Source organism: Actinoplanes sp. NPDC051388 (assembly GCF_055586225.1).
The window spans coordinates 466,010-479,637 of record NZ_JBVJIP010000004.1; the positions used below are offsets into that span (position 1 = coordinate 466,010).

Here is a 13,628-nt window from a genome sequence, read left to right on the forward strand (position 1 = left end):
AGGGAGCAACCCATGGAGTTCTGGATGGGCCTCGACGAAGAGCAGACGGACCTGCGGGAGTGGGTGCACGGCTTCGCCGAGAACGTGATCCGGCCGGCCGCCGCCGAGTGGGACGAGCGCGAGGAGACGCCGTGGCCGGTGCTCCAGGAGGCGGCGAAGATCGGCCTCTACGGGTTCGAGTTCCTGGTGACCGCCTGGTCGGATCACAGCGGGCTGTCGCTGCCACTGGCCAACGAGGAGCTGTTCTGGGGTGACGGCGGGATCGGCATGGCGATCTCCGGCACCTCGCTCGCGGTCGCCGCGATCTACGGCTCAGGTACGCCCGACCAGCTCACCGAGTGGGTCCCGCAGTGCTTCGGCGACGCGGCCGACCCCAAGGTGGGCGCGTTCTGCACGACCGAGCCGGAGGCGGGCTCGGACGTCGGGGCCATGCGCACCCGGGCGGTCTACGACGAGGCCAAGGACGAGTGGGAGATCACCGGGCAGAAGGCGTACGCCACCAACGGCGGCATCGCCAACGTGCACGTGGTCACCGCCTCGATCGACCCCGAACTCCGGGCACGCGGCCAGGCGGCGTTCGTCATCCCGCCCGGCACGCCCGGCCTCGAGGGCAGCAGGAAGCTCAAGAAGCTGGGCCTGCGCGCGTCGCACACCGCCGACGTCTTCCTGGACTCCGTCCGGGTGCCGGGCAGCTGCCTGCTCGGCGGCAAGGACGCGCTCGACGAGCGGCTGGCCCGCGCCCGTGGCGGGCAGCGGTCCGCCGGTCAGGCCGCGATGCGGACGTTCGAGCTGTCCCGGCCGGCGGTCGGCGCGCAGGCTCTCGGCATCGCCCGCGCCGCCTATGAGTACGCGCTGGAGTATGCGAAGACCCGCGTGCAGTTCGGCCGCCCGATCATCGAGAACCAGGCCATCGCGTTCGCCCTGGCGGACATGCGTACCGAGATCGACGCGGCCCGGCTGCTGGTCTGGCGGGCCGCGTGGATGGGCGCCAACCAGCAGCCGTTCACCGCCGCCGAGGGCTCGATGTCGAAACTGAAGGCCGGCGAGGTCGGTGTCCGGGTCACCGAGAAGGCGGTCCAGATCCTCGGCGGCGCCGGTTACGTCCGCGACCATCCGGTGGAGCGGATGTACCGGGACGCCAAGATCTACACGATCTTCGAGGGCACGTCGGAGATCCAGCGCCTGGTCATCTCGCGGGCCATCTCCGGCGTCCACATCCGCTGATGGAGGCGGCGTTCATCGCCGGCACGATGGCCCGGCGCGGACTGCTGAGCCCGGGGCCGCCGCTGCGCGTGGCGCATCAGCTGCGCGCGCTGCGGCGGTGGGGTTACGGCCTGGCCGGTGAGCTGCGGCAGGCCGCGGCACGCGATCCCGGACGCGTGGCGGTGATCGACGACGACCGCGCCGTCACGTACGCGGAACTGCTGGACCGCGCGACGCGCCTGACCCGCGCCCTGCCCGCCGTTGCCGGCGACCGGATCGGCATCCTGTGCCGCAACTCGGCCGGCATGCTCGAGGCGCTCGTCGGCGTGGCCCAGCTCGGCGCCGACCCGGTGCTGATCAACACCGGGCTGCCCGCCGAGCAGGTCGCCCGCTTGACGAAGGACCAGGAACTGCGCCTGGTCGTGCACGACGACGACTTCACCGAGGTCCCGGGCGAGGTCGCGTTGCCGCTCTCCGAGCTCGAGCACCGGATCGCCGGCGTGGCGCCGCCACCGCTGCGGCCGCCCGGCCGGCCGAGCCGCACCATCGTGCTCACGTCGGGCACGACCGGCACGCCGAAGGGCGCGCGGCGGCCCACCCCGGCCGGGTTCGGGCCGCTCTGCTCGATCATCGATCGGATCCCGCTGCGGAGCGGGACGCGCATGATGATCACCGCACCGCTCTTTCACACCTGGGGCTTCGCCGCCCTGCAGATCGCCCTGGCGCTGCGCGCCACCATCGTGCTGCGCCGCCGCTTCGATCCGGCGGCCACCCTGGACGAGCTGGCCCGGCAGCAGTGCGCGGGCTGGGTCGCCGTGCCGGTGATGCTGCAACGGATCATGGAGCTGCCGCCCCGGGACCTGCCGGCGCTGGAGGTGGTGGCGGTGAGCGGGTCGGCGCTGCCGGGCGGGCTGGCGACCAGGTTCATGGACCGCTTCGGCGACGTGCTCTACAACCTGTACGGCTCGACCGAGGTGTCCTGGGCGTCCATCGCCACCCCGGCGGATCTGCGGGCCGCGCCGGGCACCGCCGGCCGGCCTCCGCACGGCACCGTGGTCACCGTCCGGGACGGCGACGGCCGGAACCTGCCCGCTGGGCGGCCGGGCGGCCTCTTCGTGGGCAACGACATGCTCTTCGACGGCTACACCGGCGGAGCCGATCGGGATGCGGGCGCGCTGGCCACCGGGGATGTCGGGCACCTCGACGAGGCCGGGCGCGTGTTCGTCGACGGCCGCGCGGACGACATGATCGTCTCCGGCGGCGAGAACGTGTTCCCGGCCCAGGTGGAGAACCTGCTGGCGGATCTGGCCGAGGTGCGGGAGGTCGCGGTGACCGGCGTTCCGGACGCCGCGTACGGTCAGCGTCTTGCCGCCTTTGTGGTCCTGCACGACGGTGCGGCGCTGAGCGCCGAGGCGGTGCGTGAGCACGTGCGCCGGCACCGGGCGCGGTTCTGCGTCCCGCGGGACATAGTCTTCCTGCCGGCACTCCCCCGCACCGCCACCGGCAAGGTCATCGTCCGCGAGCTGCCACCGGCCACGTAGGAATCATGAATCTGCACAGTGGACGTGCGGCGCGGGAGCTGGGGTGTTATACCTCAGCGACGGATTCGTAGCGGGGAGGTGCCAGGTGGGTGTGGCCGTCACCGTCGAGGGGCTGACTAAGCACTTCGGCCGCCAGCTCGTCTGGGAGGACGTCACGCTGACGCTGCCCGCCGGGGAGATCTCGGTGCTGCTCGGCCCGTCCGGGACCGGCAAGTCGGTCTTCCTCAAGACCCTGGTCGGGCTGCTGCGGCCCGACCGCGGCTCGATCTGGATCAACGACCAGGACCTGCCCACGCTCTCCGAGCGGGATCTGTACGCCATCCGGCGGCTGTTCGGCGTGCTGTTCCAGGATGGCGCGCTGTTCGGGTCGATGGACATCTACGACAATGTGGCGTTCCCGTTGCGCGAGCACACCCGCAAGACGGAGTCGCAGGTCCGCGAGGTCGTCACCGAGAAGCTCGAGATGGTCGGGCTGGCCGGCGCCGAGCGCAAGCTGCCCGGTGAGATCTCCGGCGGGATGCGCAAGCGGGCCGGCCTGGCCCGGGCGCTGGTGCTGGATCCGGAGATCATCCTGTTCGACGAGCCGGACTCCGGGCTCGACCCGGTCCGCACCGCCTACCTCAACCAGCTGATCATCGACCTGAACCAGCAGACCGGCGCGACCTTCCTGATCGTCACGCACGACATCAACACCGCGCGGACCGTGCCGGACAACATCGGCCTGCTGCACCACGGCCACCTGGCCATGTTCGGGCCCCGGGAGATGCTGCTGTCCAGCACCGAGCCGGTGGTGCGGCAGTTCCTCAACGCCCAGCGGGTCGGCCCGATCGGGATGTCCGAGGAGAAGGACGAGGCCGAACTGGCGGCCGAGGCCGAGTCGGGCGAGGTGCTGGGTCCGTTGCCACCGATCCCGGTGCAGCTGCAGCCTTCGGACGGCCGCCCCCGGGCCGCCGAACGCACGCCCGGCCAGTGGTGCGCCGACAACGACGTGGTGCCGCCGGCCGGATCGTTCGAGGGCCGGGTCGCCGCATGACACTTCTCACCGGCACCGGACAGTTCGTCACGTTCATCCTGCAGACCGCGCAGGCCTTCACGAAAAGGCCGTTCCAGGTGCGCGAGCTGATCCAGCAGGCCTGGTTCATCAGCTCGGTGTCGATCCTGCCCGCCGCGCTGGTGTCCATCCCGTTCGGCGCGGTGATCGCGCTCCAGCTCGGCTCGCTGGTGCGGCAACTGGGCGCCCAGTCGTTCACCGGCGCCGCGTCGGTGCTCGCCGTGGTCCGCGAGTCCGGGCCGATCGTGACCGCGCTGATCATCGCCGGCGCGGGCGGCTCGGCCATCTGCGCGGATCTCGGCGCCCGCACGATCCGCGAGGAGATCGACGCCATGCGGGTGCTCGGCATCGACCCGGTGCAGCGCCTGGTGGTGCCCCGGGTGATCGCCTCGATGCTGGTCGCGGTGCTGCTCAACGGCCTGGTCAGCGTGGTCGGGGTGGCCGGTGGGTACGTCTTCAACGTGCTGGTGCAGGGTGGCACGCCGGGCGCGTACCTGGCCAGTTTCCAGGCCCTGGGCCAGCCCGCCGATCTGGTCGCCGGGGAGATCAAGGCGCTGGTGTTCGGGGCCGCGGCGGCACTGGTCGCGTCGTACAAGGGCCTGAACGCCGGCGGCGGGCCCAAGGGCGTCGGCGACGCGGTGAACCAGAGCGTCGTGATCACCTTCATGCTGCTGTTCGCGCTCAACTTCCTGGTCACGGCCGTCTACTTCCAGGTCGTCCCGCAGAAGGGCAGCTGAGGTGATCCTCGACGACCTCGGCGCCCAGCTCGCCTTCCACGGCCGCGTCGTCGCGGCCGTGCCACTGGTACTGCGCCGGTACAAGAAGGAGGTGGTGCGGCTGCTCGCCGAGGTCAGCTTCGGCTCGGGCGCGCTGGCCGTTGTCGGCGGCACCGTCGGCGTGATCGCCTTCATGACCTTCTTCACCGGCACCGAGGTCGGCCTGCAGGGCTACCAGGCGCTCAATCAGCTGGGCAGCAGCGCGTTCACCGGATTCATTTCGGCATACTTCAACACCAGGGAGATCTCCCCGCTGGTCGCCGCGATCGCCCTGTCCGCCACCGTGGGCTGCGGATTCACCGCGCAGCTGGGCGCCATGCGGATCAGTGAGGAGGTGGACGCGCTCGAGGTGATGGCGGTGCCGTCGCTGCCGTTCCTGGTCACCACCCGGATGATCGCCGGTTTCATCGCGGTCGTCCCGCTCTACGTGATCGGGCTGCTGTCGAGCTACCTGGCGACCCGCACCATGGCTACCGTCTACTTCGGGCAGTCGCCGGGCACCTACGACTACTACTTCCACCTGTTCCTGCCGCCGGAGGATGTCCTCTGGTCGTTCGGCAAGGCGCTGGTGTTCAGCGTGGTGGTGATGCTGGTGCACTGCTATTACGGCTACACCGCGAGCGGTGGCCCGGCCGGGGTGGGCGTGGCGGTGGGCCGCGCGGTCCGGCTGGCCATCGTCGCGGTCAACATCATCGACTTCTTCCTGTCGCTGGCCATCTGGGGCGCCGGCACCACGGTCCGGATCGCGGGGTGACGGCGATGCGATTGCGGCTGGCCGGTCTGGCGTTCGTCCTGCTGCTCCTCGCCGCGGCGACCATGGCGGCCCTGGTGTACCGGAAGACCTTCACCTCGGTGGTGTGGGTGACCCTGCACACCGACCACACCGGGCTGCAGCTCAATCCCGGCGCGGACGTCAAGGTGCGCGACGTGATCGTCGGTGAGGTGCGCGACATCTCGGCCGACGGCGACGCCGCCACGCTGCGGCTGGCCTTGCGGCCGGACAGCACCCGCTGGGTGCCCGCCGGCGTCACCGCCCGGCTGCTGCCCAAGACCCTGTTCGGCGAGCGGTACGTGGCGCTGCAGGTCCCGCCGAATCCGGGCGCTCCGATTGACGACGGCGCGGTGATCGGGCAGGACCGCAGCAGCAGCGCGCTGGAGCTGGAGCGGGTGCTGGACGACGTCCTGCCGCTGCTGCGCACCATCGCCCCCGATCACCTGGCCGCCACCCTGGGCGCGCTGGCCGGGGCGTTGCAGGGCCGCGGCGATCAACTGGGCGCCAACCTGGAGCAGCTGGACCGCTATTTGATCCGGCTCAACCCGCACGTCCCCACGCTGCGCACCGACCTGGCGCGGCTGGCCGACACGCTCGAGGCGTACGACGGCTCCGCCGACGATCTGATCACCCTGCTGCGCAACGCCACCGTCACGATGACCACGGTGAGCACCCAGCGGGAGCAGCTGGCCGCGTTGCTGGCCGACACCACCGACGCCGCGGAGTATGGGAGCGGCTTCCTGGACCGGCACGGCGACCGCATCATCCAGGTGGGCAAGGTCAGCGAGCCGGTGCTGCGGCTGCTCGCGACGTACGCCCCGGAATACCCGTGCCTGCTCGCCGGCCTGGTCGCCCTCCAGCCGCGGATCGAGGACGTGTTCCGCGACGGCCGCATGCACATCACCCTGGAGGCCACCCGCGACGGCGGCAAGTACGTGGCGGGACGCGACGACCCGCGATACGACGCAACCGGCGGCCCGCGATGCTACGGCCTGCCGAACCCGCGAGTGCCGTTCGACGGGCGCGACGTCGGCGACGGCTCGACGGGCAACGAGCCCCGGCCGCCCAGCAACGTGCCCGCCCCGCCACCGGCCGGCGGCCAGGGCGGCATGGCGCCGGCGGCGATGGGCTACGCCGGCACCGCGGAGGAGCGCGGCGTGATCGACGTGCTCGTCGCCCAGACCACCGGCGGCGCGCCCGAGCTGGTGCCCGATTCCGCGGCGCTGTTCTGGGGCCCGGTGCTGCGCGGCACGGTGGTGAACGGGCGATGAGCGCGATCCAGACCCGCAACGTGCTGTCCCCGCTGATCAAGCTGTCCGTCTTCGCCGCAGTCACCATCGTGCTGACCGGGCTGCTGGCCGGCGCGCTGGGTGCGTTCTCGGCCGGCGGCACCGGCTACCGGGCCCGGTTCACCGATGTCACCGCCGTGCTTCCCGGTGACGACGTCCGCATCGCCGGGGTCAAGGTCGGCCGGGTCTCCGCGGTGCGGCTGGCCGGCGACGGCACCGCGGAACTCGCCTTCACCGTGGACGAGTCCATCCCGGTGCCGGCCAACGTGCACGCCACCATCCGCTACCGCAACCTGGTCGGCCAGCGGTATGTGGCGCTGACCCATCAGGCCGGCAGCGCGCCCGGCCTGGAGCGTGACGGGCTGATCCCGCTCGCGCAGACCACCCCGGCGCTGGACCTGACCGTGCTGTTCAACGGGTTCGGGCCGCTGTTCACCGCGCTGAGCCCGGACGACGTCAACACCCTGGCGTACGAAATCATCCAGGTCTTTCAAGGCGAGGCGGGCACCGTCTCCGGCCTGCTGGCCCACACCGCCTCGCTGACCGCGGCCCTCGCCGACCGGGAGGCGGTGATCAACCGGGTGATCACCAACCTGACCACCGTGCTGGCCACCCTGGACGACCGCCGCGACCAGCTCTCCGGGAGCGTGGCCGCACTTCAGCAGCTCGTCTCCGGCCTGGCCGCCGACCGGGTCGCGATCGGCGACGCGGTCACCAACATCTCCGGCGTCACCAGCGCCACCGCCGGGCTGCTCCGGGACGCCCGGCCCGACCTGCGCGCCGACATCGACCAGCTGGGCCGGCTCAGCGGCACGCTGGCGGACAACCAGGCGGTGCTGGATCAGACCCTGACCCGGCTGCCCGGGCAGTTCCGCGATCTGACCGGCACTGCCTCGGACGGTTCCTGGTTCAACTTCTTCCTCTGCGACTTCGACGGGCACATCGTGCTGCCCGTGGCGGGCAGCCGGACGGTCGGGCCGTTCAGCTCCGACCAGGCCCGGTGCCGGACGGCGGGCACGCGATGAGCCGGCGCTGGAAACCGCTGCGGGAGCGCAACCCGGCGCCGATCGGCGCCGTCGCGCTGGCCGTGGCGGTGTTGCTGATCTACGGCGCGTTCCACCTGGAGGATCTGACCCGGCTGTTCGGCGGGGCCACCTATCACGCTGCGTTCCGGGACGCGAGCGGCCTGGCGCCCGGCAACGAGGTCCGCGTCGCCGGGGTCAAGGTCGGCAAGGTGACCGCGGTGAAGCTGGCCGCCGCGTCCGGCGCGACCTACGTCCGAGTCTCCTTCTCGGTGGACGACGACGGCGTGCGCCTCGGCGACGAAACCGGCGCGACCATCCGGATCAAGACCGTGCTCGGGCAGAAATTCCTGGCGCTGACCCCGCAGGGCACCGGGCGGATGCCCGACGACGGCCAGATCCCGCTGTCGCGCACCGCGTCGCCGTTCGACGTCGTGCAGGCGGTGACCGGGCTGGCCGACACGTTCCAGCAGATCGACACCAAACAGCTGGCCACCGCGTTCAACGCCCTGTCCGAGGCGTTCGCCGACACCCCGGACAACGTCCGCACCTCGCTGGACGCGCTGTCGCGGCTCACCCGATCCTTGGCCGACCGGGACGCGCAGCTGCGCGACCTGCTGCGCCACGCCCACGGGGTGAGCGGTGTGCTCGCCCAGCGCGACGAGGAGTTCCGCAAGCTGATCGCGGACGGCGACCTGCTGCTCGCCGAGGTGATCAAGCGGCGGGACGCCGTCCACCAGCTGCTGGTCACCACCACCGCGCTGGCCAACCAGTTGTCCGGCCTGGTCACCGACAATCGGGCCCGGCTGACGCCGGCGCTGCGCGAGCTGCGGGGCGCCCTGACCGTGCTGCAACGCAACCGGGACAACCTCAGCGACACGATCGAGACGATGGCGCCGTTCCTACAGGCGTTCACCAACGTGCTGGGCAACGGGCGCTGGTTCGACTCGTACCTCGACGGGCTGGTCCAGCCGTTCCAGCCGGGGCCGGTGCGATGAGCGCCCGGCGACGGCTGACGGCCGCGGTGCTCGTGCTGGTGCTGGCCGGCGTGACCGGTTTCGTCGTGCTCGGGAACCGGACGCCGGCCCGCCGGCTGGTCGCGCACTTCACCAGCGTGGTCGGCATCGCGGCCGGCTCCGACGTGCGGGTGCTGGGCGTACACATCGGACGGGTCACCGAGGTCACCCCGCAGGGCGGCACAGTGCGGGTGGCGATGGAGTACGACGCCGGCCAGCCGATCCCCGCCGACGTGCAGGCGTTGATCATCCCGCCCAGCGTGGTCAGCGACCGGTACGTGCAGCTGAGTCCCGCGTACGCCGGCGGGCCGGTGCTGCCGGACAACGCCGACCTGCCCGCCTCCCGCACCGCGGCGCCGCTGGAGCTGGACGAGGTCTACCGGGCGCTGGACGACTTCAACCGGGCGCTCGGCCCGGACGGCGCCAACCGCGACGGCGCGCTGCGCGACCTGATCGACACCGGCGCCGCCAACCTCGACGGCAACGGGCAGGAGCTGCACGACACCCTGGACGGCGCGAGCCGGACGCTGGCGACCCTGGCCGAGGGGCGCGACGACCTCTTCGGCACGGTCGCCGACCTGCAGCAGTTCACCACCATGCTCGCCGAGAGCGACCGGCTGGTGCGGCAGTTCAACAACCGGCTGGCCGACGCCGGCGAGCAGCTGGCCGCCGAAGGCCCCGAGCTGGCCGCGACCCTGCGCAGCCTGTCCGTCGCGCTGGCGCAGGTGGGCACGTTCATCCGGGAGAACCGGGAGCTGCTGATCCAGGACGTGGCCGCGCTCACCGACGTGACCACCGTGCTGGTCCGCCAGCAGCAGGCGCTGACCGAGGTGCTCGACGTGGCCCCGCTGGCGCTGTCGAACCTGAACCTGGCCTACAACCCGAGATCGGGCACCCTCGACACCCGCGACGATGCCCTCGGCCCGAACGGCCCGGCCACCTACGTGTGCTCGCTGCTGGCCGGACTGGTGCCGGTGGCGCAGGTGCCGGAGGTCTGCCGGGCCCTGGCGTACGACCTGGACAAGCGCGGGCTGCCGCTGCCGGACGCCCTGCGCAGGCTGATCGGGCTGCCCCCGGCGCCGGCAGTGACGAAGAAGCCACCCACCGCGGCCGCGGCCACGTCCTCCAGCGACCCCACGCTGGGCGGCATCCTGCCGAGGAGGAAACCATGAGGGCCCGCGTGCTGGCAGCGGTCCTGCTGATCGTGGCGGCCACCGGCGGTTGCGCCGCGGGCGAGGATTCCTACGAGGTGACCGCCGAGTTCGCCGACGTGCTCGACCTGGTGCCCCGGGCCGCGGTGCGGGTCAACGACGTCGCCGTGGGCAGCGTGCAGAAGATCTGGCTGGCCGAAGGGTGGCGGGCCCGGGTCCGGATGCGCGTCGACCGGGGCGTGCGGCTGCCCGCCAACGCCACCGCCGAGCTGCGCCAGAGCAGCCTGCTCGGCGAGAAGTTCGTCTCGCTCGCGTCGCCGGTCGGCGAGCCCGCGCACGGCAGCCTGGCGGGCGGCGCGCTCATCCCGCTGGAACGCACCACCCGCACCGCCGAGGTGGAAGAGGTGCTGGCCGCCCTCGGCCTGCTGCTGAACAACGGCGGGCTCGCCCAGCTGCGCACCATCAACGTGGAACTGGGCAAGGCGCTGCAGGGCCGTTCCGCCGCGGTCGTCGACCTGTTGAAGCAATTGGACACGTTCATCGGCGGGCTGGACGCGCAGAAGGCCGACATCACCCGGGCGATCGACGCGCTGGACGCGCTGTCCGGGCGGCTCGCCGCCCAGCGGCAGACCATCGGCGCCGCCCTGGACACGCTGGACCCGGGCCTGCACGTGCTGGCCGGCCAGCGGGAACAGCTCACCGACGCGCTGACCGCGCTGAGCGAGCTGTCCACCGTGGGCACCCGCGTGGTCAACGCCAGCCGGGACGCCACCCTGGCCACCCTCGCCGACCTGCGGCCGATCCTGACCCAGCTGGTCCGCGCCGGCGACGACCTGCCGGACGCGCTGAACTTCATGCTCGCCTACCCGTTCCCGCCGAACGTGCGCGGCGCGATCTCGGCGAACTTCGTCAACCTGTACGCGACGCTGGACCTGGACGCCGCCCTGGTGCTGTCCAACCTCCTGGTCGACCCGGACACCGGCGCGATGGAGCCGTCGGTCCCGGCGTCTCCCGACGCTCCCGGGACGCCGGCCACCCCATCGGCGCCCGCCCCGACCGCCACACCGCCGATCCCCGGCCTGCCGGGCGTGCCGGGCGTGCCGGGCCTTCCGGAGGTGCCCGGCGTGCCGCTGCCCAGCATTTCGGTCAGCCTCCCCGGGCTCCCCGGGCTGCCGGAACTGCCGTTGCCGCTGCCCACCCGCGACTGCGGGCCGATCGGCCTGCTCACCGGATGTGATCCGCCATGATCCTCACCCGGCTGGCCAAGCTTCAGGTGCTGGCGTTCCTGCTGGTCAGCGCTCTCGGCATCAGCTACGTCGGGCTCACCTACGTGGGTCTCGGCCGGCGGGAGTACGTGGTGCACGCCGACTTCGCGCGCGGCGGCGGGATCTTCGTCAACGCCCCGGTCACCTACCGTGGCCTGCCGGCCGGCCGAGTCACCGACGTCCGGCTCACCGCCGCCGGCGTGCGGGTCGACCTGACCCTGCCCCGGGACGTCCGGGTGCCCGCCGACCTGCGCGCGGTGGTGGGATTGCGCTCGGCCGTCGGCGAACAGTACGTGGACCTGCGCCCGGAACGCGACACCGGCCCGTACCTGCGCGACGGCTCGGTGATCCCGGCCGCCCGGACCGGCACCCCGCTGCCGGTGGAGGTGCTGCTGGCCAACCTGGACCAGCTGGTGCGCTCGGTCGACGGACAGAACCTCAACGTGGTGATCACCGAGCTGGGCATCGCGTTCGAGGGCAACACCGAGGCGCTGCAGGTGTTGCTCGACTCCTCCGACGCGCTGCTGGACAGCGGCGAGAGGTATCTGCCGCAGACGCTGGCCCTCATCGACGACGCGGAACCCGTGCTGACCACCCAGGCCGAGCAGTCGGCGCAACTGCGCCGCTGGGCGTCCGCGCTGGCCCGGCTCAGCGGCACGCTGCGCGCCTCCGATCCGGACCTGCGCCGGCTGCTGACCGCGGGGCCGCCCGCGGCCACCGAGCTGACCGCGCTGCTGCGGGGCCTGGACCCCACGGTGGGCACGCTGCTGGGAAACCTGATCACGGTCAACGACGTCGCCGTACGCCGGCTGCCCGGCATCGAGCAGATCCTGGTGACCTACCCGGTCGTGGTGGCCGGCGGCTTCACGGTGGCGCCCGGCGACGGCACCGTGCACTTCGGACTCGTGGTCAACCTCAACGATCCGCCACCCTGCCAGTACCGCCAAACGGGGCGGCAGACCTGCACCGACGCCGAACTGGCGGCCGGGTCAGGAGTACGCAGCGAGCGCAATGCGCCCCGGCCCGGCGCGCGCTCGCCGGGGCCGGCCGCCGAGCCGGCGCCCGCGGTCGCCGGGTACGACCCGGGCACCGGCCTGGTCACCGGCACGGATGGGCAACCGATGCAGTTCGGCGGCACCGGCGGCCAGTACGCGACGGCCGGAGCCCAGTCCTGGAAGCAGCTTCTTCTCGCCGGTCTCGCACCCTGAGACCGGCCCCGATGGAAGGGTAGCCATGGCAGAACCGGAATCCGGCGCCGGACGCGGCGCCGCCGCCGCGCGGCCGGCCGTGTCGCGCAGCGTCCGGCGGCGCACGGCGACACGCCGAGGCGCCACGCTGCTCTCCCGGTCAGACGCACCGCCGCAGCCCACGCCCGCGACCGGCGCGACCCCCGTGTCCCCTGCGGATCCGTCGGCCTCCGCCCGGCTGATCCGGCGGTGGCGGCGGGTGGTCGCCGCCCTGTGTGTGCTGCTCGCGGCCGTCCTGGTGGGCGCCGGGCTGATCGGACGCGACCTGCGCGACAAGCGGCAGGTCGAAACCGCCCACCAGCAGGCGCTGGCCGCCGCGCGGCAAGCCGCCGTCGACTTCCTGTCGATCAGTGCGGCCACCGTGGACAACGACATCGAGCGGATCGCCGGCAGCGCCACCGGCGACTTCCGGGAGGAGTTCACCCGCGGCGCCGCCCAGGTGCGCACCGCCGTCGTGGAGAACAAGGTCGCCGCTCAGGGCACTGTCCTACGCACCGGGCTGGTCTCCGGGGACACCCGCAGCGCCGTCATCCTGGTCGCCGTCGACGCCACGGTCAAGAACAAAGGCGCGCCCAACGGGCGGCTGTCGCACTACCGGATCCGGGTCGGTCTGGCCAGAGACCAGCACAGTGATCGCTGGCTCGTCTCCCAACTCCAATTCGTCGGATGAAGCCGATGAGAAAACCCCCACTCCGGCTTCCGTCGCGCCGCACCGCCGCGGAACCGTCCGGCCCGTCACCGGACTCCCCCCGCCCGGATCGCGCCGCTCTCCCCGCACCGGTGCGGCGGCTACGCCGGCTGGCCCTGATCCTCGCCGTCGCCCTGCTGCTCGCCGCCGGCGCCGGCGGCTGGGCCTGGCAACAACGCGACGCCACCGCCGCCCGGGCCGCGGCCGCCCGGTCCTGCCTCACCGACGCCAGCACCGCCGCGCAAGCGATCTTCTCCTACGACTACCGCAGTTTCGACGCCGCCGTGGCCAACGGCAGCCGCTACACCACCGGACAGTTCGCCGGCGAATACGTCAAGATGACCGCCGGGCTCAAACCACTCGCCACCAGCGAACAAGCGATCGTGCAGGCGCAAGTCTCGGCAGTCGGCGTAGAGGACATCTCCGGCGAGACCGTGACCGTGCTGGTCTATCTCAACCAGTACCGCCGCAACGCCAAGATCAGCGGTGAGAAGGTGGATCAGAACCGCGTCGTGCTCACCATGCGCCGGGACGGCGGCAGCTGGAAGGTCGCCGCCGCCGCCGCGGTCTGACCAGAATGAAGCTCCGCGGCGGAACTCCGGTCGCA

Annotated in this window: 13 protein-coding genes; all 13 read left to right on the plus strand. The window is 72.3% G+C overall.

Translation table 11 applies throughout. From position 1 onward, the window contains the following. Positions 1-12: 12 nt before the first annotated feature. The 13 genes from ACZ6TI_RS13860 (at position 13) to ACZ6TI_RS13920 (ending at position 13,593) form a co-directional block, all read left to right on the plus strand. Positions 13-1,224 carry an acyl-CoA dehydrogenase family protein gene (locus tag ACZ6TI_RS13860; protein WP_465345384.1) on the plus strand — a complete coding sequence of 404 codons (1,212 nt, stop codon included), beginning with the start codon at positions 13-15 and terminating at the stop codon, positions 1,222-1,224. Next, entirely contained in the window at positions 1,224-2,744 is a 1,521-nt protein-coding gene (locus ACZ6TI_RS13865; protein ID WP_465345385.1) for an AMP-binding protein, read from the plus strand. The genes ACZ6TI_RS13860 and ACZ6TI_RS13865 overlap by 1 nt, the downstream gene beginning before the upstream one ends. Before the next feature lie 85 nt (positions 2,745-2,829). Further along, the gene (locus ACZ6TI_RS13870; protein ID WP_465345386.1) at positions 2,830-3,777 is read left to right on the plus strand and encodes an ABC transporter ATP-binding protein; all 948 of its coding nucleotides are present in this window, start codon (positions 2,830-2,832) and stop codon (positions 3,775-3,777) included. Further along, the gene (locus ACZ6TI_RS13875; protein ID WP_465345387.1) at positions 3,774-4,532 is read left to right on the plus strand and encodes an MlaE family ABC transporter permease; all 759 of its coding nucleotides are present in this window, start codon (positions 3,774-3,776) and stop codon (positions 4,530-4,532) included. The genes ACZ6TI_RS13870 and ACZ6TI_RS13875 overlap by 4 nt, the downstream gene beginning before the upstream one ends. 1 nt (position 4,533) lies before the next feature. Further along, complete coding sequence (locus ACZ6TI_RS13880; protein ID WP_465345388.1) at positions 4,534-5,325, plus strand: MlaE family ABC transporter permease; 792 nt, start codon at positions 4,534-4,536, stop codon at positions 5,323-5,325. 5 nt (positions 5,326-5,330) lie between these two features. Beyond that, positions 5,331-6,614 (plus strand): MCE family protein, encoded by a 1,284-nt coding sequence (locus ACZ6TI_RS13885; protein ID WP_465345389.1) that lies wholly within the window; start codon positions 5,331-5,333, stop codon positions 6,612-6,614. Beyond that, positions 6,611-7,657, plus strand: a complete 1,047-nt coding sequence (locus ACZ6TI_RS13890) for an MCE family protein (RefSeq protein ID WP_465345390.1) — start codon at positions 6,611-6,613, stop codon at positions 7,655-7,657. Before ACZ6TI_RS13885 ends, ACZ6TI_RS13890 begins: the two co-directional genes overlap by 4 nt. Then, positions 7,654-8,652 (plus strand): MCE family protein, encoded by a 999-nt coding sequence (locus tag ACZ6TI_RS13895; RefSeq protein ID WP_465345391.1) that lies wholly within the window; start codon positions 7,654-7,656, stop codon positions 8,650-8,652. The genes ACZ6TI_RS13890 and ACZ6TI_RS13895 overlap by 4 nt, the downstream gene beginning before the upstream one ends. Continuing rightward, on the plus strand, positions 8,649-9,842 hold the full coding sequence (locus ACZ6TI_RS13900; protein WP_465345392.1) for an MCE family protein: 1,194 nt from the start codon (positions 8,649-8,651) through the stop codon (positions 9,840-9,842). The genes ACZ6TI_RS13895 and ACZ6TI_RS13900 overlap by 4 nt, the downstream gene beginning before the upstream one ends. Next, entirely contained in the window at positions 9,839-11,068 is a 1,230-nt protein-coding gene (locus ACZ6TI_RS13905) for an MCE family protein (protein ID WP_465345393.1), read from the plus strand. Before ACZ6TI_RS13900 ends, ACZ6TI_RS13905 begins: the two co-directional genes overlap by 4 nt. After that, positions 11,065-12,294 carry an MCE family protein gene (locus ACZ6TI_RS13910; protein ID WP_465345394.1) on the plus strand — a complete coding sequence of 410 codons (1,230 nt, stop codon included), beginning with the start codon at positions 11,065-11,067 and terminating at the stop codon, positions 12,292-12,294. Before ACZ6TI_RS13905 ends, ACZ6TI_RS13910 begins: the two co-directional genes overlap by 4 nt. Positions 12,295-12,319: 25 nt before the next feature. Then, entirely contained in the window at positions 12,320-13,003 is a 684-nt protein-coding gene (locus ACZ6TI_RS13915) for a hypothetical protein (RefSeq protein ID WP_465345395.1), read from the plus strand. 5 nt (positions 13,004-13,008) lie between these two features. Then, positions 13,009-13,593 (plus strand): hypothetical protein, encoded by a 585-nt coding sequence (locus ACZ6TI_RS13920; protein ID WP_465345396.1) that lies wholly within the window; start codon positions 13,009-13,011, stop codon positions 13,591-13,593. The last annotated feature ends 35 nt before the right edge of the window (positions 13,594-13,628 follow it).